General features: G+C 43.2%; 19 protein-coding genes and 1 pseudogene. 4 read left to right on the top strand and 16 right to left on the bottom strand.

The features are described 5' to 3' along the window. Positions 1–73: 73 nt before the first annotated feature. Positions 74–901: pseudogene (locus D7Y06_RS07955) on the bottom strand (phage portal protein); the annotation flags it as partial. A gap of 270 nt (positions 902–1,171) precedes the next feature. Here D7Y06_RS07955 and D7Y06_RS07960 point away from each other — a divergent pair. After that, entirely contained in the window at positions 1,172–1,693 is a 522-nt protein-coding gene (locus tag D7Y06_RS07960) for a type III toxin-antitoxin system ToxN/AbiQ family toxin (RefSeq protein ID WP_120407279.1), read from the top strand. A gap of 51 nt (positions 1,694–1,744) precedes the next feature. On the opposite strand, the gene D7Y06_RS07965 is transcribed toward D7Y06_RS07960, so the two are convergent. The 9 genes from D7Y06_RS07965 to D7Y06_RS08005 all read right to left on the bottom strand — a co-directional run bounded on the left by D7Y06_RS07965 (position 1,745) and on the right by D7Y06_RS08005 (position 11,281). Further along, positions 1,745–3,292 carry a terminase large subunit gene (locus D7Y06_RS07965; RefSeq protein WP_120407280.1) on the bottom strand — a complete coding sequence of 516 codons (1,548 nt, stop codon included), beginning with the start codon at positions 3,290–3,292 and terminating at the stop codon, positions 1,745–1,747. Further along, a complete protein-coding gene (locus D7Y06_RS07970) occupies positions 3,292–3,771 on the bottom strand; it encodes a phage terminase small subunit P27 family (RefSeq protein ID WP_120407281.1) in 480 nt (159 codons plus the stop codon). Before D7Y06_RS07970 ends, D7Y06_RS07965 begins: the two co-directional genes overlap by 1 nt. A 64-nt stretch (positions 3,772–3,835) precedes the next feature. After that, positions 3,836–3,955, bottom strand: a complete 120-nt coding sequence (locus tag D7Y06_RS07975; protein WP_442970395.1) for a DUF5049 domain-containing protein — start codon at positions 3,953–3,955, stop codon at positions 3,836–3,838. Further along, on the bottom strand, positions 3,948–4,796 hold the full coding sequence (locus D7Y06_RS07980; protein ID WP_243119166.1) for a DUF6070 family protein: 849 nt from the start codon (positions 4,794–4,796) through the stop codon (positions 3,948–3,950). Before D7Y06_RS07980 ends, D7Y06_RS07975 begins: the two co-directional genes overlap by 8 nt. Continuing rightward, positions 4,796–6,031, bottom strand: coding sequence for a DUF6070 family protein (locus tag D7Y06_RS07985; protein ID WP_120407375.1), 1,236 nt, complete (start codon positions 6,029–6,031; stop codon positions 4,796–4,798). The genes D7Y06_RS07980 and D7Y06_RS07985 overlap by 1 nt, the downstream gene beginning before the upstream one ends. Before the next feature lie 500 nt (positions 6,032–6,531). Next, positions 6,532–7,368: a hypothetical protein gene (locus D7Y06_RS07990; RefSeq protein WP_120407283.1), complete on the bottom strand. Its 837-nt coding sequence runs from the start codon at positions 7,366–7,368 to the stop codon at positions 6,532–6,534. Between the two features lie 202 nt (positions 7,369–7,570). Beyond that, positions 7,571–9,004: a 23S rRNA (uracil(1939)-C(5))-methyltransferase RlmD gene (rlmD, locus tag D7Y06_RS07995; protein WP_120407284.1), complete on the bottom strand. Its 1,434-nt coding sequence runs from the start codon at positions 9,002–9,004 to the stop codon at positions 7,571–7,573. Between the two features lie 4 nt (positions 9,005–9,008). Beyond that, entirely contained in the window at positions 9,009–9,956 is a 948-nt protein-coding gene (locus D7Y06_RS08000) for a 3'-5' exoribonuclease YhaM family protein (protein ID WP_120407376.1), read from the bottom strand. Between the two features lie 44 nt (positions 9,957–10,000). Beyond that, on the bottom strand, positions 10,001–11,281 hold the full coding sequence (locus tag D7Y06_RS08005) for a S1C family serine protease (RefSeq protein ID WP_120407285.1): 1,281 nt from the start codon (positions 11,279–11,281) through the stop codon (positions 10,001–10,003). A gap of 155 nt (positions 11,282–11,436) precedes the next feature. Here D7Y06_RS08005 and D7Y06_RS08010 point away from each other — a divergent pair, with 155 nt between their 5' ends. From D7Y06_RS08010 to D7Y06_RS08020, 3 genes are read left to right on the top strand one after another with little or no spacing between them, the layout of a single operon-like run. After that, the gene (locus tag D7Y06_RS08010) at positions 11,437–13,815 is read left to right on the top strand and encodes an endonuclease MutS2 (protein WP_120407286.1); all 2,379 of its coding nucleotides are present in this window, start codon (positions 11,437–11,439) and stop codon (positions 13,813–13,815) included. Between the two features lie 15 nt (positions 13,816–13,830). Continuing rightward, the gene (locus D7Y06_RS08015) at positions 13,831–14,535 is read left to right on the top strand and encodes a response regulator transcription factor (RefSeq protein ID WP_120407287.1); all 705 of its coding nucleotides are present in this window, start codon (positions 13,831–13,833) and stop codon (positions 14,533–14,535) included. A 2-nt stretch (positions 14,536–14,537) separates the two neighbouring features. Then, positions 14,538–15,959, top strand: coding sequence for a sensor histidine kinase (locus D7Y06_RS08020; RefSeq protein ID WP_120407288.1), 1,422 nt, complete (start codon positions 14,538–14,540; stop codon positions 15,957–15,959). Here the strand turns inward: D7Y06_RS08020 and lgt are convergent. The 6 genes from lgt to rpsM all read right to left on the bottom strand — a co-directional run bounded on the left by lgt (position 15,919) and on the right by rpsM (position 19,963). Next, positions 15,919–16,686 (bottom strand): prolipoprotein diacylglyceryl transferase, encoded by a 768-nt coding sequence (gene lgt / locus D7Y06_RS08025; protein WP_120407289.1) that lies wholly within the window; start codon positions 16,684–16,686, stop codon positions 15,919–15,921. The genes D7Y06_RS08020 and lgt overlap by 41 nt on opposite strands. Positions 16,687–16,765: 79 nt before the next feature. Further along, positions 16,766–17,308, bottom strand: a complete 543-nt coding sequence (locus tag D7Y06_RS08030) for a bL17 family ribosomal protein (protein WP_120407290.1) — start codon at positions 17,306–17,308, stop codon at positions 16,766–16,768. 18 nt (positions 17,309–17,326) lie between these two features. Further along, complete coding sequence (locus D7Y06_RS08035) at positions 17,327–18,289, bottom strand: DNA-directed RNA polymerase subunit alpha (protein WP_120407291.1); 963 nt, start codon at positions 18,287–18,289, stop codon at positions 17,327–17,329. Between the two features lie 70 nt (positions 18,290–18,359). Further along, positions 18,360–18,953 (bottom strand): 30S ribosomal protein S4, encoded by a 594-nt coding sequence (rpsD, locus tag D7Y06_RS08040; RefSeq protein WP_120407292.1) that lies wholly within the window; start codon positions 18,951–18,953, stop codon positions 18,360–18,362. A gap of 95 nt (positions 18,954–19,048) precedes the next feature. Beyond that, positions 19,049–19,441 carry a 30S ribosomal protein S11 gene (gene rpsK / locus D7Y06_RS08045; protein WP_120407293.1) on the bottom strand — a complete coding sequence of 131 codons (393 nt, stop codon included), beginning with the start codon at positions 19,439–19,441 and terminating at the stop codon, positions 19,049–19,051. 153 nt (positions 19,442–19,594) lie between these two features. Further along, positions 19,595–19,963 (bottom strand): 30S ribosomal protein S13, encoded by a 369-nt coding sequence (gene rpsM, locus D7Y06_RS08050; RefSeq protein ID WP_120407294.1) that lies wholly within the window; start codon positions 19,961–19,963, stop codon positions 19,595–19,597. Positions 19,964–19,977 lie beyond the last annotated feature (14 nt).

A 19,977-nucleotide genomic window follows, 5' to 3' on the forward strand; every position in this document is an offset into this window, starting at 1 on the left:
TCTCCTTTGCTCTTTCACTTGATAGTATAGGTTGTTCAACTTTTTCTGTCCACACTTATATACTAACACCATTTCTTGTTTCCAGGAACTGCGCCTCCTCCGGTGGGATACCTATCTGCTGATATTTCATCCCTTCCTCAAGTACGGCAATCTTGTGGGCATTGGTCGTTCCACGATACACTGCATTCCAAGAATCTCTTACCTTTGCCGGGTCTTTCAACACACCCGGATGCTCCAACACACCACCGGGATTTGCACCATTAGCAAAAAAGCTGGCACCGTATTCCTCACAGGCCATTGTCATACCTACAGCATTCCTTGCCATTGCAATAGGTGAGTAACCGATAAGACCATCAAATCCAAGTCCGGGAATATGAAGCACATCCTCCTGCCTTAAGATGATATCTCCCATCTTTTTCATGTTGGGATTCTCATCTGTATAACGGGAATACACATAATACAGCACTCCATTACTGTCCCTCTCCACACTCATCTTGTTTGGAAGAAGCGGATACAGAGAAAGCACCTCGCCTTTCCCATTTCGTATGATTTGTGCATACGCATTTCCCCAAATTAAAAGATGACTCATCAGCGTTTCCCTGAACACAAATGAAGTCATCTCCGGGTTTGGCTCATCATGGAGCAGCGTATAAAGCGGATGGTCGCAAACCATTTCCTTCCCACCGTCTTTGTATCTGTATACATGAATTGGAAGCGATGCAACCGCCTCTGACAAAATCCTCACACATGCGTAATCTGCCGTGGTCTGCATAGCAGTCATTTCATTGACACTCTTTCCGCTGGTGCTTCGTCCGAAATTGAATGTATACTCACCATTGCTGTAATTCCGTACAGGCTTATCCCTCACCTGACCGAAACCAAACAAACTTTTTATTCCCATCTGCTATCCCTCTCTTTCTTTTTGTATCTGCCTGTGATAAAATCGAATCTATAAACATCGAAAAAAGTTCATAAAAATTTAGCAATTAAAGGCATTGATTTTTTGCTGTAAATTGCATATAATAAAAACACAGATAGAAATATCTGTGCAGCGGTTAGAGCGTCCAGTTAAAATGCTCGTTTAAAAGCGGTTAGATTGTCCAATTAAAACAATCGGTTAACAGCAGTGGGTGGAGTAATCCACCCGCTTTTTTACTTTTCAGGAGGCTTTATGGATTGGTACGTTGTCGATAAAAAATACATCAATTACCTGACACAGTTTGATTCCCGTGTCGGATATGTGGAATATGGGGAACGTTTGAAACTCCATGTGGGAATTCTTCTTACTATCGGAGATTTCCACTACTATGTCCCTATTTCCTCTGCAAAACCAAAACATCAGAAGATGTCCAACAGTCTGGATTTCCACAAACTCCAGGATGAATCCACCGGATATCTTTATGCGGTATTAAATATCAATAATATGATTCCGGTTCCTGATAACTGTCTTACACAGTTAAAATATAATCAGGTAGAAAGCTTCCGTTCTTTCAGTAATGAAAAAGAAAAAACAGACTATGTCTACCTGCTCCAGAAAGAAAAAGCTCTAATTGACAATGTTCAAGACACTCTGCAAAACAAAGCCATGAAATTATATCAGAAATGCATTGCCAAGCCGGATTCTTCCCTTGCTACAAGATGCTGTAATTTCAAAATGTTGGAAGAAAAATGCAGTTCTTATTCCGATACATAAACACAACCATGATCCTTCAAACCTCTCCATCTGCCGGAGAGGTTTTCTTTCTTAAAAAACAAGAATTCCCCTGCCATCATATACACTTCCCTCGCTACCCTGATTACGGATTGCACGGTCAAGTGCCATGACGGTTGCTACTGCAGCATCAATTTTCTCTGTGGATTTTTCTTTATCCATTTTGATATTTCCGGCAGGGTCTTGTCTGACATACACGTTGTCCATCATCCAACGGAGAACCTTATGCCCACCGTGGGCAATTCGCTCCTCAAGTGTCAGCTTCATAAGTTCCTTCGTTGGCGGACTCATATCCTTATACCCCTGCCCGAAAGGAACAACAGTAAATCCCATACCTTCCAAATCCTGCACCATCTGCGTTGCACCCCAACGGTCAAATGCAATTTCTTTTATATGGTACTTCGTTCCAAGTTCCTCTATAAATTTCTCTATAAAACCATAATGAATGACATTTCCTTCTGTAGTTTCAAGACACCCTTCTGCTGCCCACACATCATAGGGAACATGATCCCTTCTGACACGGAGTCTCATGTTATCTTCCGGTATCCAGCAATATGGTAAAATGATGTATTTTTCTTCATCATTTCTTGGTGGAAATACAAGTACAAATGCAGTGATATCCGATGTACTCGAAAGGTCTAAACCGCCATAGCAGGTTCTTCCGATAAGTTCCTCCTCATTTACAGGGAATGCACACGCATCCCATTTATCCATCTGCATCCAACGAGTGGACTGTTTTACCCATTGGTTTAATCGAAGCTGCCGGAAGATATTTTCTTCTGCTGCATTTTCCCTTGCACTGATGTAAGCATTTCGAACCTTTTCAATATCGATGGTTTTTCCAAGGGAAGGATTTGCTTTATACCATGTGGCTTCGCTCGTCCAGTCATCCTCATCGGATGCACCATAAATCACGGGATAGAATGTCGGGTCAATTTTTCTGCCCTCTATAATGTCAACAGCTTTTTGGTGCTGTTCAAAGCAAATCGAATTTCTGTCTGTTCCGGCTGTAGTAATCAGAAAATATAAAGGCTGTGTTCTGGCATCACCTGAGCCTTTTGTCATAACGTCAAAAAGTTCTCTGTTCGGCTGTGCATGAAGTTCATCAAAAATAACAGCGTGTACGTTCAGACCATGCTTGGTATATGCTTCAGCTGATAACACCTGATAGAAGCTGTTGGTCGGTTTATACACAAGCCTCTTAACCGACATCACTGGTTTAATTCTCTTTTTCAAAGCAGGACACTGATCCACCATATCCACAGCCACATCAAATACAATAGATGCCTGTTGGCGGTCGGAAGCACAGCCATACACTTCTGCTCCCCATTCCCCGTCACCGCAGGTCATATATAATGCAATGGCAGCCTCCAGTTCCGACTTTCCATTTTTCTTCGGAATCTCACAGTAGCAGGTATTGTACTGCCTGTAGCCATTTTCCTTAACCGTACCGAATAGTGTGCGGATAATCTCATCCTGCCAGGAAAGAAGTTCAAACGGAACTCCCCTCCATTTTCCTTTGGTGTGCTTCAGACAATTGATAAAGTTGACCGCATGATCCGCTTTTGTCACATCATACATTATCTGCCACCTCCCTTAATCAAGAGAAGTTCCATCGCATCACTTTCTTTGTCCTCAGCTGTATCTGCAACAATTCTGCTTCTCGCAGAAGGAGTAAGTCCGAACTGCTCACAAAATTTTTTCATAATCTTAAGATAGGTCTGTGCAATGGATACCTGTGGCACCTGCTGCCAGTAGCCACTAGGAGTCTTCACAATCGTTCCATGCTGCGTGATAAATTCCTCTGCTTCTTTCCACCTCGCATATGCCTGACAGTATCCGGCAAAGGCAGCCATATCAATCTCCGTGAGAATCCCCAACTGCTCCAGTTGCTTGCTCATCCTCTTCCATTCTTTTTTCGCTTCATCCTCAAGCCATGACGGACAGCGTGGTGCTTTCTTTTCAGGCTTCGGTTCGGCCGTATTAAGGCTTCTCTTGCCCGGATTGCCCTCCAACACCTTTACTGCCGTTGGCTTTGGCTTACGTCCTCTCTGTGCCACTGTCCTCACCTCCGTTTCATGGCATCAAAAAAGGACTCCCGTAGGAATCCTTTACTGTATAAATTTAACACTCGCCTGTTAGTATAAATTTTGCATAATCTCCCTTGTGTTCCTCAATAAAAACCACAAGTTCATAAAACTTCATCTCTTTTGCAATTACCTGAACCATATTCGTGTCAAACATATTGGTTCGCCCCGTAGCCCTGACAGCAAGTATCTGCTCCTTTATTTTTTCTGTCATCAGTCTCCGTCAGTTCCTGGCAGTCTTCTGGAAGCGGTTCTATTCTCCAATACTGTCTCAAACTTGCATGTGCAATCACATATTCATATGCGTAGATAAAATACCCTTTTTCAGTAAGTTTAACTTCAGCCACATTACTTACCGAAGTTCCCTGTATTTCAGGCACTCCACCTTCCTTCCAACGAACGCCTATATAATAAGTCTGCAACTCACCTTTCCGGTAAATAAAAGTAACTGCTCCAATCAGTCCATCTCTATGCACTTCAAATACCGTAACCATCGAGTCCTGTCCATTCAAGTAATCTGCGTAAAACGCTTCAATTGCTTCATGATTTTGCATAGCATTATCTTCTTCAACACTTACTAAACCGCTTCTGCCCAATTGTTCCACCACGGCTTTCCTCTGCTCGTTGGTAAATTCGTTAATACCGGAAGAGTAGCTTGGTGCATCTGCAATTACAATATCCTTATAGATTTCTCTGACCGATTCTGCTGCTGACAAAACCGTACTCTGCAACTGCTCCTTCTCCTCTTCTGAAAGGAGGTCATCGCTGGCTTGCGGAATGAACCAATATGCTGACTCTGTAGAAGTTTCCGCATTCTCGGCTTCTTCTGTTTCTGCTTCGCTATTTTCGATTTCTACAGGTGGCTCCCATACTTCTTCTGCCATCTTTTGCTTTTCTGCATGCTGTTTTCCCCAACAGAACACTCCTGCTATCACGAAAAACAACAGCAGCAAAATCGGAAGTCCACATCTTCTAAGCAGCCATTTCACATCTTCCATTATTCGCCTCCGTACAATTCTTCCCATTCTTCTAACGTCAACCGTGGCGTATGCCAAGTTTCTCTGTAGTTGTTTTCAGATGGTATAATTCGGTTAGATACATATTGTACTCCTCCGTCCTCTAACGGGCGGACCACAACCTCATGAGCATATACCTTGGAATCACCTGCATAAGGGAATACTACATTAGCTGTAAGTGTAATTGTCCCATCGCTGTTTTCTGTAAAACCGACTATCTCTGAATATGGATATTCCGGGTATTCTACTTCTTCGAAACCTCTCGGCTTATATTCATAAGTCGAATCCACCGAATCATAGACCGTTTTGGATTGTAGCGTTTCGCTATCGATATTGAAATATTTCATAATAACACTTTCGAATTCCTCTTTTGGAATCTGATAAACTGCACTGACTGATAAGTTGTCATCAGCAACATAAGGAACATACTGACCGTTTACTTTTGGATAAAGAATGTCATACATATCATAGAAATTCAAATCTCCAAAATCATCCTCGCTCCAATCTACAATGAACATATTATTCTGTTCAAAGCTGATTGGGCGGAGGTATTTCCGACTCAACACCCTATATGTTTCATCCAATGGCTGTACTCGTAATGCGGTATGCTCCTCTGCCCCACTCAACGTAAGAACATACAATTCTTCTGAAAACCAGACACCGGAAAACATCAGGTAACCTTCTTCTGTATAATTCCAATACTCCGCTTGATAGTTTCCTATAACCTCTCTTTTCATATTTCCATTTTCATACTTGTAATAGCTTCTGACCACATCTACATTTCCGTCTTTTGTGTGCAAATCGTATTTTACAAATCCGCCCAAATAGCTGACTTCAAGAATCGTTATTTCTGCTTCCTCCTGTGCATCCACCTTTTCGCAGAATTCCACTACCTTCTCTGGTTCCGTCATGTTAATTTGATTTCTGCTGTCAACAGCCGGATATCCATTTTCTCCAAGGCGATTAACAATACTTCGAATCATTTCCAAATCAGCTATCTTATTTTGTTCTGCTGCTTCTTTATAAAGATCCACACAGATTTCTATAATTTCTTCCGCATTCTCCTGAGAATTTTCTGTTGCCTCCTGAACCTCAATGAAGGGATCATCAACCTGTATTTCTTCCGGGGGCATATCACTGCACCCCGAAATGGTATAACTCAGAAGTATTTGTATCATGCATAGTCTCATTCCCATGCCTCTCCTTTTTTCTTTCATATAGACCTCCGTTCTTTTTTCTAATATGGTAATATCCTGATTTTCAATGTACAGCACTTTAATTATTACATTTGTAAGATTTTTGGGTAAAAAAATTTTCTCCAACAATACAATATACTCTCTTGAATATTACACCCGTAAGATTTAGAAGTCAAGTTATCTTTATATAAAAAGGCTTCTGCCAGAAGGTATCATACATTTTCGCAAAAGTAATACCTTTTAGCAAAAGCCTATTATTCAGCAAGGTTTCAAACCACCCCACTGTTTCAATATTCAAATGTTTCATTCAAAAGACCAGAAAACACACGTCCATTATCTTTCTTTATTATCCCACAAACCGCAGAAAATCAAGGTTTCCTCGAAAGCAGACAAACAGTCTCAATATTCCCTTGAACTTTGATTTTATACTGCATAGCGAAAGTATGCAATGGGTTTTCAAAGTGGGGTAATAGTTTTATCCCCATTTTACAACATTCCTCACGCTACGTTTCTATGTATATCTACTTAATCTGCAATAACAACGGCAACAATGCAATTCCTACATCAACACCTTTATCAGCAATCCATTTAACAATTCCTTTTGCATTTTCCCACTTTTTTGATTTGCGGTCTGGAGATTTAACGATTTTTTCTAATTCGTTAATCTTATTCAAAATCTCTTCTATTTCGGTATCTGGCAACGCCGACATATTCTCAATTTCTTTTCTTACATCACTAAAGGAAATATTAATATCAACTTTGTTTTCATTTGTATTTGTTATCTGTACCATTGGAACGCTCTGAGGAATTGTTTCCATAAGTGCCGGATATCCCAATGCTTTAAAAGTCAGCATTTTATTATAAATTTGTCTTAAGTCATAAAACAGTTCTTGTCCGGCCACTTCATCATAAATTCCAATCACTTCCTCATATCCATATAATCCTGCATTAAGCTTTGGAACATATGCTTCATACTTTGCAGTTACATCTTTATACAATTGCTGTTTAGCGATTTCAGGTGTCACCTCATTTGCAGAATCGGATATAGCTTGTTTTAAAGATTCCAAATCTTCTTCATACATAGATTTAAAATCAAATAAAGGATCTTTTTCTTTATCTGTCGCAATAATCAATTCTAATTTTTCTTTGATAGCATTTAATTCTGGTCTGTAATTCAGCGCACTACCAACAGCACATGCTTTCCCTGATGTCGGTATATCCTTCCCAAAATCTTCAAATATACCGTTGTATTTTGCAATTAGTGCCTGATATAAACTATGCGTACCATTGCTTGATGCTTGAGCATCTTCGCATCGTTTTATATCAGTTCTCATTATCTCCAATAACTCAGTAGTCACTCTATTTCCTCCTATGCTACATTACCAAATAATTTTATTAATCTGTCCTTCATTTCTTTTTCGAAAAAGTATCCTTTCGCCAAAATGTATATCTCCCATTTCTAAAAGCCTATCCCCTGGGGTAAACATCCGGTTATATCATCACTCTACGGAAACAGAAACACACATCTATTTTATTTCCAAAATGGCGAAATCCTTTGATTTATTGGGCTTTTCTCGACAGAAGGCAGACTGTCTCCACATGCACCGTCTCCCCAAACTGGTCCACACCCCGAACTTTCCGAACCTCATAACCCCCGCCTTTAAGCACCCTCAAATCCCTTGCCAGGGTAGCCGAATCGCAGCTCACATACACAATCCTCCCCGGCCTCATCTTAAGCATAGTATCCAGGCATTTTTCATCACACCCTTTTCTGGGCGGATCAACCACTATCACATCCGGGTGCAGCATATCCTCTTTTGCGCCACCAGCCTTAGCCCTTCCATAAAACTCCGGCAGAACTTCCTCCGCTTTCCCCAGGAAAAATTCTGCATTTCCAATGCCGTTTAGCCTGGCATTTTTCCTGGCATCCTCCACAGCTTTTGGAACAATTTCCACCCCGTAAACCTTCCTGGCATTAGCTGCCAAAAACAGGGAAATCGTACCAATCCCGCAGTACAAATCCCACACCGTCTCTTTTCCAGTAAGGGCGGCATAGTCCAGTACAAGAGAATACAATTTCTCCGTCTGCAAAGGATTCACCTGATAAAAAGACTGAGGAGAAATCTGATACACCGTCTTTTTCCCTGTCCTGGAAAAATCCGAAACATTCCTGAGGTATAAGGCGTCTTTGATGGTATCTCTGCCCCAGATTGTCCTTGTCTCCCTGCCTAAAATCACATTGGTCTTTTGGGTATTCACATTCAGGGAAATGCTCGTCATGCCCGGAATTTTTTTTAGCATCTCTGCCAGCTTTCCCTCTCCAGGCAGCTCTCTTCCGTTTATCACCAGGCACACCATAATCTCTTTAGAGTCAAAGCCACACCGGATTAAGACATGACGCACCAGCCCCTTTCCCGTGGCCTCCTGGTAGGCGCTGACTCTCTGTGCTCTCATATAGGAGAGCACAGTCTCCAAAACCATCCTGTTCACCGGCACTCCCAGGGCACAGTCGGTGTTGGGAATAATATTGTGGGTTCTCCCGGCATAAAAACCTGTCACCACATTTCCATCCCTGTCATATCCCACAGGAAACTGGGCCTTATTTCGGTAGCCGAAGGGATGTTCCATCCCCACCACAGGCTCCATTACCTCATAAAGCTCCTCCTTGGAAAAACCTCCAAGACGGATTAAATTATCCCTGATTTTTTTCTCCTTAAAGGCAAGCTGGCTCTCATAAGACATCTGCTGGAGCTGGCATCCTCCGCAGGCTCTTGCATAGACACAATGGGGCTCCACCCGGTTGGGCGAAGCCTCCTTTATCTCCATTAGACGTGCATATCCATAATTCTTTTTTAACTTCATAATCTTGGCAAAAATCACATCTCCGATTACAGTGTCCTTTACGAAAAAAGTCATTCCCTGAAATTTCCCGATACCTGAGCCTTCCACGGACAAATCTGTAATTGTAAGCTCTATCATATCATTTTTCTGCATAGGTTTACCTGCTGGTCTTTCGTATATTAGACTCCAAAAGACGGTTATATCCCAGCCATTCGGTATTTCCCTCAGGGATAGAGGCAAATGCCTCTTTTAATGTCTCCATTTTTGCATCCACGTTATCGGCAAAACTAAGGGCCACAGCCTCCATAAGCGCAGGTTTTTTCGGTGAGCCGTACTCTAACTCCCCGTGGTGGGCCAGAATGCAGTGCTTTAATTCACTGGCCAGCTTTTTGGGAAACTCCGGTATCTCCCGGATTTTCTCTCCCACCCATTCTGTTCCCATAACAATATGTCCTAAAAGCTGCCCGTCATCCGTGTAATCATTTTCAGGAAAAACAGAGAGTTCCTCCAGCTTTCCGATATCGTGAAACATAGCCGCTGATAAGAGTAAATCCCTGTTTAACATGGGATACTGCCTGCAGAATGCCTCACAGAGTTTTGTAACCCCCAGGGTATGTTCCAAAAGCCCCCCCACAAAACCATGGTGCACCGTTTTTGCCGCAGAGTGAAATTTGAAACGTTTTTCAAACTCTTTATCCTCCAGGAAAAATTTGGAGAGAAGCATCTTTAAACAGGGTGTCTCCACAGAAGAAATGATGTCCTTTAACTCACCGTACATCTCATCCACATCCCTGGAACTCACCGGAAGGTAATCTCCCGGCTCATACTCCCCCGGCTGTGCCTTCCGCACCCGTTTTACATTGAGCTGCAGCGCTCCCTGAAAACTTGTTACATCCCCGGTGACGCTGATATAGTCAAATCTTTCAAAATCATCGATTCCCTGGGAGTCCGGCTCCCAGATTTTTGCATCTAAGGTTCCGGTTTTATCCTGCAGAATCAAATTCTCATAGGCCTTTCCGTTTTTGGTCACGGCCGACTGTCTATGTTTACAAAGGTAAACTTCGTTTACCCTTTCCCCTTCCCGCAATATCTCAATATACTTCATGTTCTTCCCAGCCCAAATGGGCCTCTCCTTCCTAAAATTTCCCGCTAATCCAATTTTCCTGCCGTCACCGTGCATTCCACCCTGGAATACTCATCCAGTCCCTGGCGTTTGACGGCGATTTCTATGGTGTCTCCCGGCTCTAAACTTAAAACCTTTGCCTCATATGCATCCACAGAGGCAATCTCCTCCCCGTCCATTTCCGTAATCACATCCCCTGTCTGAAGCCCCGCCCAAAGAGCCGGGGAATCCAAAACCACCTCTTTAATATAAACTCCCTTGGGAATATCGTACTCCTTGGAAATCCGCTCTGTGGCAGTCACCACTTTAAGGCCAAGATAAGGAATGTCCTTTCCGTTAGAAAGCATTTCGATAAGTTTTTTCAACTCGGATATAGATACGGCAATGAGGGTATTTTCATCACTGTTGCTGCTGTAATCCTGCATCACCAGCCCAACGATTTCACCGTTTAAATTCAGAAGTGCGCCGCTGCTGTTTTTGCTTCCCACAATATCTGTAGTCAGCACTTTGTATGTATTATCCACCGTATGGATTTCATTGTTCACAGACGTGATATTGCCTGCGGCGATTGAGTAATTCGTTCCCAGAGGGCTTCCTACTGCAATCACCACATTTCCCTGGGCCAAAGACAGGGAATTTCCCAAAACTCCATAGGTAATCGCATTTTTTGTGGCTTCATCCAGGGAATCTAAGGGCACGGAAAGCATGGCAAGCCCTGTATTTCCGTCATACTTTTTCAAAGATGCTGTCAATGTCATTTCATTGATAAAAGTAACGCTGATTGCCTCCGCCTCTTTAATCACTTTATGCTCCGTCAAAATCAACAGCTCCCTGTTGTTGTCCCCGATGATAATACCGGAGGCCTGCCCCTTGCTCTCATAGGCATTGTTATACCAATCCGTATCGCTGACCACACCGGTTACTGTTACGATGGAACTGTTTTTTTCTTTTCCCACCGCATAAATCTTGTTCTGAAGAGACTGGTAATCTGCAAGCTCCAGTTCTTTTTTCACAATGGTTGTCTCCGCCACAGGGGGCTCCGGGACCACCTCTTCTTCTGATTCCGCTGCTTCCGTCTCTGTGGCAAATTCATCCGCAGGAATCGTAATAGGCGTATTGGCCTTGGGATGCATCCAATTTTCCATAAAAGGCTGCAGATACGTAAAAACTGCACAGGCAGTCACGCCAAATAAAACAGCCAGTGCCACGGTAAAGACACCCTGTTTTAACATCCGCTTTTTGTTCAAAGGTTTTTCTTTAATCTTTTCTCTGATAAAATCAAAGCTTTCCTTCTCCTGATCTCCCATACACTTACCGCTCCTTCGTATCTGCATACAAAATAACAGCTGCGTCACCTTCTATTATAAATGGTGTGTGAAAGATATGCAAGATTTACTTTCCAACCCCGGAATGATGCGTTATAATGGTTGGTAGAAAAACAAAGAAATATTGAGGAAATATTATGGAAAAAAAAGCGTTACGCACATTAGAATACGATAAAATTATCGAAAAATTAACAGAGTTTGCCTTCAGCCGGGAGGCCAAGAAACGGTGCCAAAATTTGCTCCCCATGACAGACATCCAGCAGATAAATCTTGCCCAAAAACAGACGGACGAAGCCCTGCTCCGTATTTTTGCCAAGGGAAGCCTGTCATTTTCCGGCATCCACCCCATTGGGGAACTGTTAAAACGTTTGGAAATCGGCGGCACTTTAAGTATAGGGGAACTCCTTAAAATCAGCTCCCTTTTAGAGACGGCAAAACGGGTAAAGGCCTACAACAGGCGGGACAGAGATGAGGAGAAAACAGACTCCTTAGACGGGTTATTTGACGGCATCGAACCTCTTACCCCCTTAAACGAAGAGTTGAAACGCTGTATTTTATCGGAAGAGGAAATAAGCGACGACGCCAGCAGCAACTTAAAATCCATCCGCCGCCAAATCGGGGGCATGAATGAGCGGATTAGAAGCCAGATGACAAAAGTAATGAACCAGGCGGGAAACAGCGGGTATCTCCAGGATGCCGTAATTACCATGCGGGACAATAGATACTGCCTTCCTGTGAAAGCGGAGGCAAAAAACCAGGTTCCCGGCATGGTTCACGACCAGTCCTCCAGCGGTTCCACCCTGTTTATCGAGCCTGCTTCCGTGGTAAACTTAAACAACGAATTAAAAGAGCTTTTTCTGCGGGAAGCCAAAGAGATTGAAGTAATCCTTGCAGGTTTAAGCGCCCAGGTTTTTGAATACCAGACCGCTTTGGCCCAGGACTATGAACTTCTAACAGAGCTGGATTTCATTTTTGCCAAGGCCTGCCTTGCAAAAATCCACAACGGCGTTTCCCCCGTATTTAACACCGGGGGAAGGATTCATATCCGCAAAGGCCGCCATCCCCTGTTAGACCCCAAAAAGGTTGTGCCCATTGACGTAATCCTTGGGGATGACTTTAACCTATTAATTGTTACAGGGCCAAATACCGGGGGCAAAACCGTCTCCTTAAAAACCGTGGGGCTCCTCACCCTTATGGGCCAAGCCGGGCTTCACATCCCCGCAGGGGACCGCTCAGAGCTTCGGGTTTTTCAAAACGTTTTTGCAGATATCGGAGATGAGCAGAGCATTGAACAGAATTTAAGCACCTTTTCCTCCCATATGACCAATATTGTTTCCATCCTGTCAAAGGCAGATCAGGATTCCCTGGTGCTTTTTGATGAGCTTTGCGCCGGAACAGACCCAACGGAAGGAGCCGCCCTTGCCATTTCCATTTTAACAAGGCTCCATAACCAAAATGTCTGCACCATGGCAACCACCCACTACAGCGAAATCAAAGTCTTTGCCCTTTCCACAGAGGGAGTGGAAAACGCTTCCTGCGAGTTTGACGTGGAGACATTAAGCCCCACCTACCGGCTTTTAATCGGGATTCCGGGAAAGAGCAACGCCTTTGCCATTTCCGGGAAAATCGGCCTGGATGCAGATTTAATTGAGGATGCCAAAAGCCGCATCACCGAATCCCAGGCAAGTTTTGAGGATTTAATCTCCGATTTGGAGAACAGCCGGGTCACCATCGAAAAGGAACAGGCGGAAATTAATGCCTACAAAGAACAAATTTCCTCCTTAAAGCAGAAACTGGAACAAAAGCAGGAGCGCATCGACCAGAGCCGGGAAAAAATTCTGCGGGAGGCAAACGAGCAGGCTTACAATATCATAAAAGAAGCGAAAGACATAGCGGACGAAAGCATCCGCAATTTCAATAAATTCGGCCAGATTCACGCCCCCGCCAGCGAGATGGAAAGAGAGCGGGCCAAACTCCGGGATAAAATGTCTGGACATGAAAAACAGCTTGCCGCCAAAAAGGAACCCCCCGCAAACAACAAAGTACCCAAAAACCTTCGTATCGGGGATTCCGTAAAAGTTTTAAGCATGAATTTAAAAGGCACCGTAAGTTCCCTTCCCAATGCAAAAGGAGATTTGACCGTACAGATGGGCATCTTAAATTCCACGGTAAATATACGGGATTTAGTGCTTTTAGAGGATGAGACTTCCCCCTCCTCCAAAAAGTTTAACAAATCGGGGACAGGTAAAATTAAAATGTCAAAGTCCTCCTCCGTGTCCACGGAAATCAACCTCATCGGCATGACGGTGGACGAAGCCTTAGCACATTTGGATAAGTATCTGGACGACGCCTATATCGCCCACCTTCCCTCTGTGCGCATCGTCCACGGCAAGGGGACAGGAGCCTTAAGGAAGGCCGTACAGCAGCATTTGAAACGGCAGAAATATGTAAAAACTTATCACCTTGGTGAATTCGGCGAGGGGGATTCCGGGGTTACCATAGCAGAGTTTAAATAAGAGAAAGGAATAGACATGCTTGCAAAACAGAAAATTTTAATTGTAGATGACGATGTAAACATCGCCGAATTAATCTCTCTCTACCTTACAAAAGAGTGTTTCGACACCAAAACCGTAAATGACGGGGAAGAAGCCCTGTCTGCTTTTGAACAGTACGCCCCCAATTTAATTCTCCTGGACTTAATGCTGCCGGGCATTGACGGTTATCAAGTGTGCCGGGAAATCCGGGGCAAATCCAATGTGCCCATTATCATGCTCTCCGCCAAGGGAGAAATTTTTGACAAAGTTTTGGGCCTTGAGCTGGGGGCGGACGATTACATTATGAAACCCTTTGACTCCAAGGAGCTTGTGGCCCGGGTAAAAGCGGTTTTAAGACGTTTCCAGCCCGCTCCCAAGACAGAGGCCTTTACGGTAAATATCAAATGCGTAGAGTACACGGACTTAGTGGTAAATCTGTCCAATTATTCCGTTCTCTATAAAAACCAGCCGGTGGATATGCCCCCAAAGGAACTGGAGCTTTTATACTTCCTGGCATCCTCACCTAACCAGGTTTTCACCAGGGAGCAGCTTTTAGACCATATCTGGGGCTATGAATACATCGGTGACACCAGGACGGTGGACGTCCATGTGAAGCGCCTCCGGGAAAAAATCAAGGACACGGCCAACTGGAGTCTTGCCACTGTGTGGGGCATCGGATATAAATTTGAGGTTAAAGAGTAGAAATGAAAAAAACAATCTTTCCAAAACTATTCTGCGGATACTTAATTTTTGGAATTGCAGGGTTTATTATCGTATCCACTTTTACCTCCCATATTACCTCTGACTATCTTGTGGAAACTGAGACTTCCTCCCTCTACAAAGAGGCTACTATTATCGCTTCCGATTACGCTGTAAGCTACTACAGAAACGATATCACCCTGGCGGATTTTGAAGAACGCCTGGAAGCTTTGGACAATTATCTGGGGGCTTCCATATGGGTGGTGGGGGTCAACGGTGATATTCTGGTAAATTCGGAAAAAAAGACAGACCTTTTAAACCTAGAAAATATAAATGGATTTAATATTCTGGATTTTGGCAGTAAATACTACAGAACGGGGAAATTTTATAATTATTTTGAAGAAGAGCAGTTAAGTGTATTTGCCCCTATTTCCATTAACTACAAAATCAAAGGGTATGTGGTTCTACATAAACCTATGCGGCAAATATCCTCTTTCCACTATGGGCTTTTAAATATTTCCTATGTGACCCTGGCCATATTATTCCTCTGCGCTTTTCTGCTCCTGGGCATATTTTCAGCTTCCGTCATCCTTCCTTTACGGAAGATTTCCCGGGCCGCCGGGGAATATGTAGCAGGAAACTTTGACCACAAAATCGATGTCCACTCCAACGACGAAATCGGTTATCTGGCCGCTTCCTTATCCTACATGGCAAATGAGCTGAACACTTTAGAGGAGGACCAGCGGAAATTTGTGTCAAATGTATCCCACGATTTCCGCTCCCCTTTAACCTCAATCAAAGGTTATGTGGAGGCCATGTTAGACGGCACCATCCCTGTGGAAATGCAGGAAAAATATTTAAATATTATCCTCTTTGAGACAGAGAGGTTAAACAAACTTACAAAAAGCCTGTTAGAGCTTAACAAAATCGGCAAACGGGGAATGATGTTAGACACTTCAAGATTTGATATCAACCATGTGATAAAAATGACTGTACAGACCTTTGAGGGAATCTGCAAAGAAAAACATGTATCCTTTGAACTGATACTCACCGACAAAAATCTGTATGTAAAGGCGGATATGAGTAAAATCCAACAGGTAATTTATAACCTTATTGACAATGCCATTAAGTTTTCCCACAACGATTCCTTTATCACGGTGGAGACGACAGTGAAAAACGAAAAAGTTTTCGTTTCCGTCAAGGACACGGGAATCGGCATCCCAAAAGACAGCCTGGGAAAAATATGGGAACGGTTTTATAAGACAGACCTGTCCCGCGGAAAAGACAAAAAGGGGACAGGCCTGGGCCTTTCCATTGTAAAAGAAATTATCCAGGCCCACAACGAAAACATCAATGTAATCAGTACGGAAGGTGTGGGAACAGAATTTATCTTTTCTCTTCCCCTTTATAATAAAGAAGGCGAATAAGCATCCCCACACCGATAATAACCGTAAATATGGAGATAAACTGGGAGGTAGACAGGGCTCCTACAGAGCCTCTCTCCAAGTCTCCCCGGAAAAACTCCAGCACAAATCTGCCCACGCTGTAGGTGATAATATACACGGCTCCTACAGCGCCTTTTTTTGGCTTTCTTTGCCACAGCCAGGATAGAAACAAAAAGTTTATCAAGTTTAAACCTGCAGAAACAAGCTGTATGGGAAACAATGGGACTTCCACGGGAGCGTACAGCGAGTCGTGGAAAACCACCCCAAAGGAGCCCTCTGTCTGCTGGCCATAGCAGCATCCCGCCAAAAAACACCCAATTCTGCCAAAAAACTGTGCCAGTGCAATTACCGGAGCCGCTACATCAAAGCAGACAAAAAAATCCGTCTTTTTTATTTTACAATAAACCACTGCCGTTAATATTCCTCCGATTAATCCGCCATACACCACAAATCCATTGGCAAAATCCAGCATAATCGAAGGGTTTGCAATTACATCCGGCAGAATGGTAAGCCAAAACAAAATCTTAGAGCCTGCAAATCCGCCGATAAGTGAAAAGAGACCCAGCATAAACATAAAGCCGTCCTCTGCCACCCCGGTTTTCATAGCCCTGGCATCTGCCAGCCACACAGCGGTAATCACCCCAACCGCCACCATCAGCCCGTAGCTGTGTATGGTGACAGGGCCGATGGAAAACAATTCCGGAAACATAAACGTACCTCTCAAAAATTACAGTTCAGCCATCAAGTTACAGAAAAACTCCGGCTAATACCGGAGTTTCATCTACTGTTTAAACTAACTCTAAAAGAACCTCTAACGCACCGTCGCCTTTGCGCTGGCCGATTTTAACGATTCTTGTATAACCGCCGTTGCGGTCTGCATATTTGGGAGCAATCTCTGTGAATAATTTATCCACAAGGTCAACTTCCTTTGTGTTTCTCTTCCTGCCGGCTGTCTCTGTGGGAACAGACTTTACAGGATACAGAACCTTCAACATTTTTCTTCTTGCATGGAGACGGGAAGGATTATCCTTTTTAATGGTTTTTTCCACCTCGTCATAGACTGTTACTTTCTTGCCGTCCACAACTTCTTTTACCCTCTTGCCGTCTTTATCTTTTCTTGCAACTTTTGCTTTCACTGTAACTTCTTCAAAATTATCTTTCTCTTTTACAGCCATAGCAATCAGTCCGTCCACAATTTTGCGGACTTCCTTTGCCTTTGCTTCCGTGGTAACGATTCTTCCGTTCTCACTAGCGAGTAATGCAGTAACCTGGCCTCTCAGCAACGCTTTTCTCTGAGAAGAGGTTCTGCTTAATTTTCTATACTTTGCCATTGTCAAATCCTCCTAAAATCAGAGTTCTTCACCCTGGTTAAGCTGAAGCCCTAATTCTTTTAATTTTGCTAATACTTCTTCTAAAGATTTACGTCCAAGATTGCGGACTTTCATCATATCTTCCGGTGTACGGTTTGTAAGTTCCTCCACCGTGTTAATCCCGGCCCTCTTCAAGCAGTTGTAAGAACGCACAGACAACTCCAGTTCATCAATGTTCATCTCCAAAACTTTGCCCTTGGCGTCATCCTCTTTCTCCACCATAACTTCTGCGGACATTGCTGTCTCGGAAAGGTTAATGAAGAGATTCAAATGCTCGCTTAACACTTTTGCCGCAAGGCTTACCGCCTCGTCCGGCTCTAACGTGCCGTTGGTAAATACATCTAAGGTCAGTTTGTCATAGTCTGTAATCTGTCCTACACGGGTATTCTCAATGATGAGATTCACACGCTCCACCGGTGTATAAATGGAATCCACCGCAATTACCCCGATGGGTACATCTTCCGACTTATTCTTTTCTGCGCTGACATATCCTCTTCCCTTTGTAATGGTAAATTCAATATAAAGTTTACAGTCAGCACCGCCATTTAAGTTTGCAATTACTAATTCAGGATTTAAAATCTGAATATCCGGATCTGCCTGAATATCAGCAGCTGTAACAACGCCTTCACCCTCAAATTCAATGTAAGCAACTTTCGGTTCATCTGTTGGACATGTGTTCTTCAGTGCAAGATTTTTAATATTCATGATAATTTCAGTCACATCCTCTTTTACCCCTGGAATGGAACTGAATTCATGCAATACGCCGTCAATTTTTATCTGGCTTACCGCTGCTCCCGGTAAGGAAGACAACATAATTCTCCTCAAAGAATTGCCCAGTGTGGTACCATAACCTCTCTCTAAGGGTTCTACAACAAATCTACCATATTTTTTGTCTTCTGAAATTTCAGCGATTTCAATTTTTGGTTTTTCAAAATCGAACACTACAGAATCCCTCCTTTTCGGGTATTCGCTATATATACTATATACATATAGGTACTGGCTATATCACGGCTTACTTAGAATATAACTCGACAATTAACATCTCATTGACCGGTACATCAATCATATCTCTGGAGGGCAGCTCTTTTACTGTACCCTTCAATGCCTCCGTGTCAACATCAAGCCATTCCGGAACTAATCTTCCTGCTGTTACTTCCAGGATATCCTTAAATCTCTGAAGCCCTTTGCTCTTCTCTCTGATTTCGATTACGTCGCCGGCTTTTACCAGATAAGACGGAATATTTACACACTTTCCGTTTACGGTAACAAACTTATGGCCAACCACCTGTCTGGATTCTCTTCTTGTTCTGGCAAATCCCATACGGAAAATAACGTTATCCAGTCTGCTCTCCAGCATTATCATTAAATTCTCACCGGTCATACCCTTCTGCCGGTCAGCCTTCTCATAATAATTATGGAAAGGTTTCTCCAATACGCCGTAAATGAATTTGGCTTTCTGTTTTTCCCTTAACTGAAGGCCATATTCGGAAACTTTTCTGTTTGCTCTTTTTAATTCTCTTTTTGATTTTTTATCTATTCCTAAATACACCGGATCTAAACCAAGTGATCTGCATCTTTTAAGAACAGGAACTTTATTCACTGCCATCTTCGACTATACCTCCTAATTTTTTGTCTTTAAAGCAGCGCAGAGCGACCTTTAAAGACCTGCGTGCGCATCAGCGCACTCCCTTAATAAAAATATTAGACTCTTCTGCGTTTTGGTGGACGGCATCCATTATGAGGAACTGGTGTTACGTCTCTGATACTTGTCACTTCAAGACCACACGCAGAAAGGGCACGAATGGCTGCTTCCCTTCCGGAACCCGGTCCTTTTACCATAACATCTACGGACTTCAATCCGTGAACCAGTGCTGCCTTTGTAGCGGTCTCTGCTGCCATCTGTGCAGCATAAGGAGTAGATTTCCTTGAACCTCTAAAGCCAAGACCGCCGGCACTTGCCCATGATAAAGCATTTCCTTCAGCATCGGTAATAGTTACGATTGTATTGTTAAATGATGACTGAATATGTGCCTGTCCCCGTTCAACGTTTTTCTTTACACGCTTCTTTGTCACTTTTTTTGTAACTTTAGCCATAATAAAACTAACCTACTTTCTTCTAAAATTAAGGATGTTCTTTTTGCCAAGCTCACCTCTCGCCTTCGGCCCGGGTTTGCTAAGCGCAAAGAACGGCTTTCTCACTAAATTCATCCTTCGCCTTCCGGCTTGGATTCATTAAGTGTTCAATGCCTACTTCTTCTTGTTTGCTACAGTCCTCTTCGGTCCTTTTCTGGTTCTTGCATTTGTCTTAGTCTTCTGTCCGCGAACCGGAAGTCCTTTTCTGTGACGGATGCCTCTGTAACATCCGATTTCCTGCAATCTCTTAATATTGAGAGCAATCTCTCTTCTCAAATCACCTTCTACCATCTGGGTAGCGTCAATCACTTCGCTGATTCTCTTTACTTCTTCGTCTGTTAAATCACGACAACGAGTATCGGGATTAACTTTTGCTTCTGCAAGAATACGGTTAGAACTTGCCCTGCCGATTCCATAAATATAAGTCAAGCCAATCTCAACACGTTTTTCTCTTGGTAAATCTACACCTGCGATACGAGCCATGTGTCGTTGCACCT

Source organism: Roseburia sp. 1XD42-69 (assembly GCF_003612565.1).
Taxonomy (GTDB): domain Bacteria; phylum Bacillota; class Clostridia; order Lachnospirales; family Lachnospiraceae; genus Roseburia_B.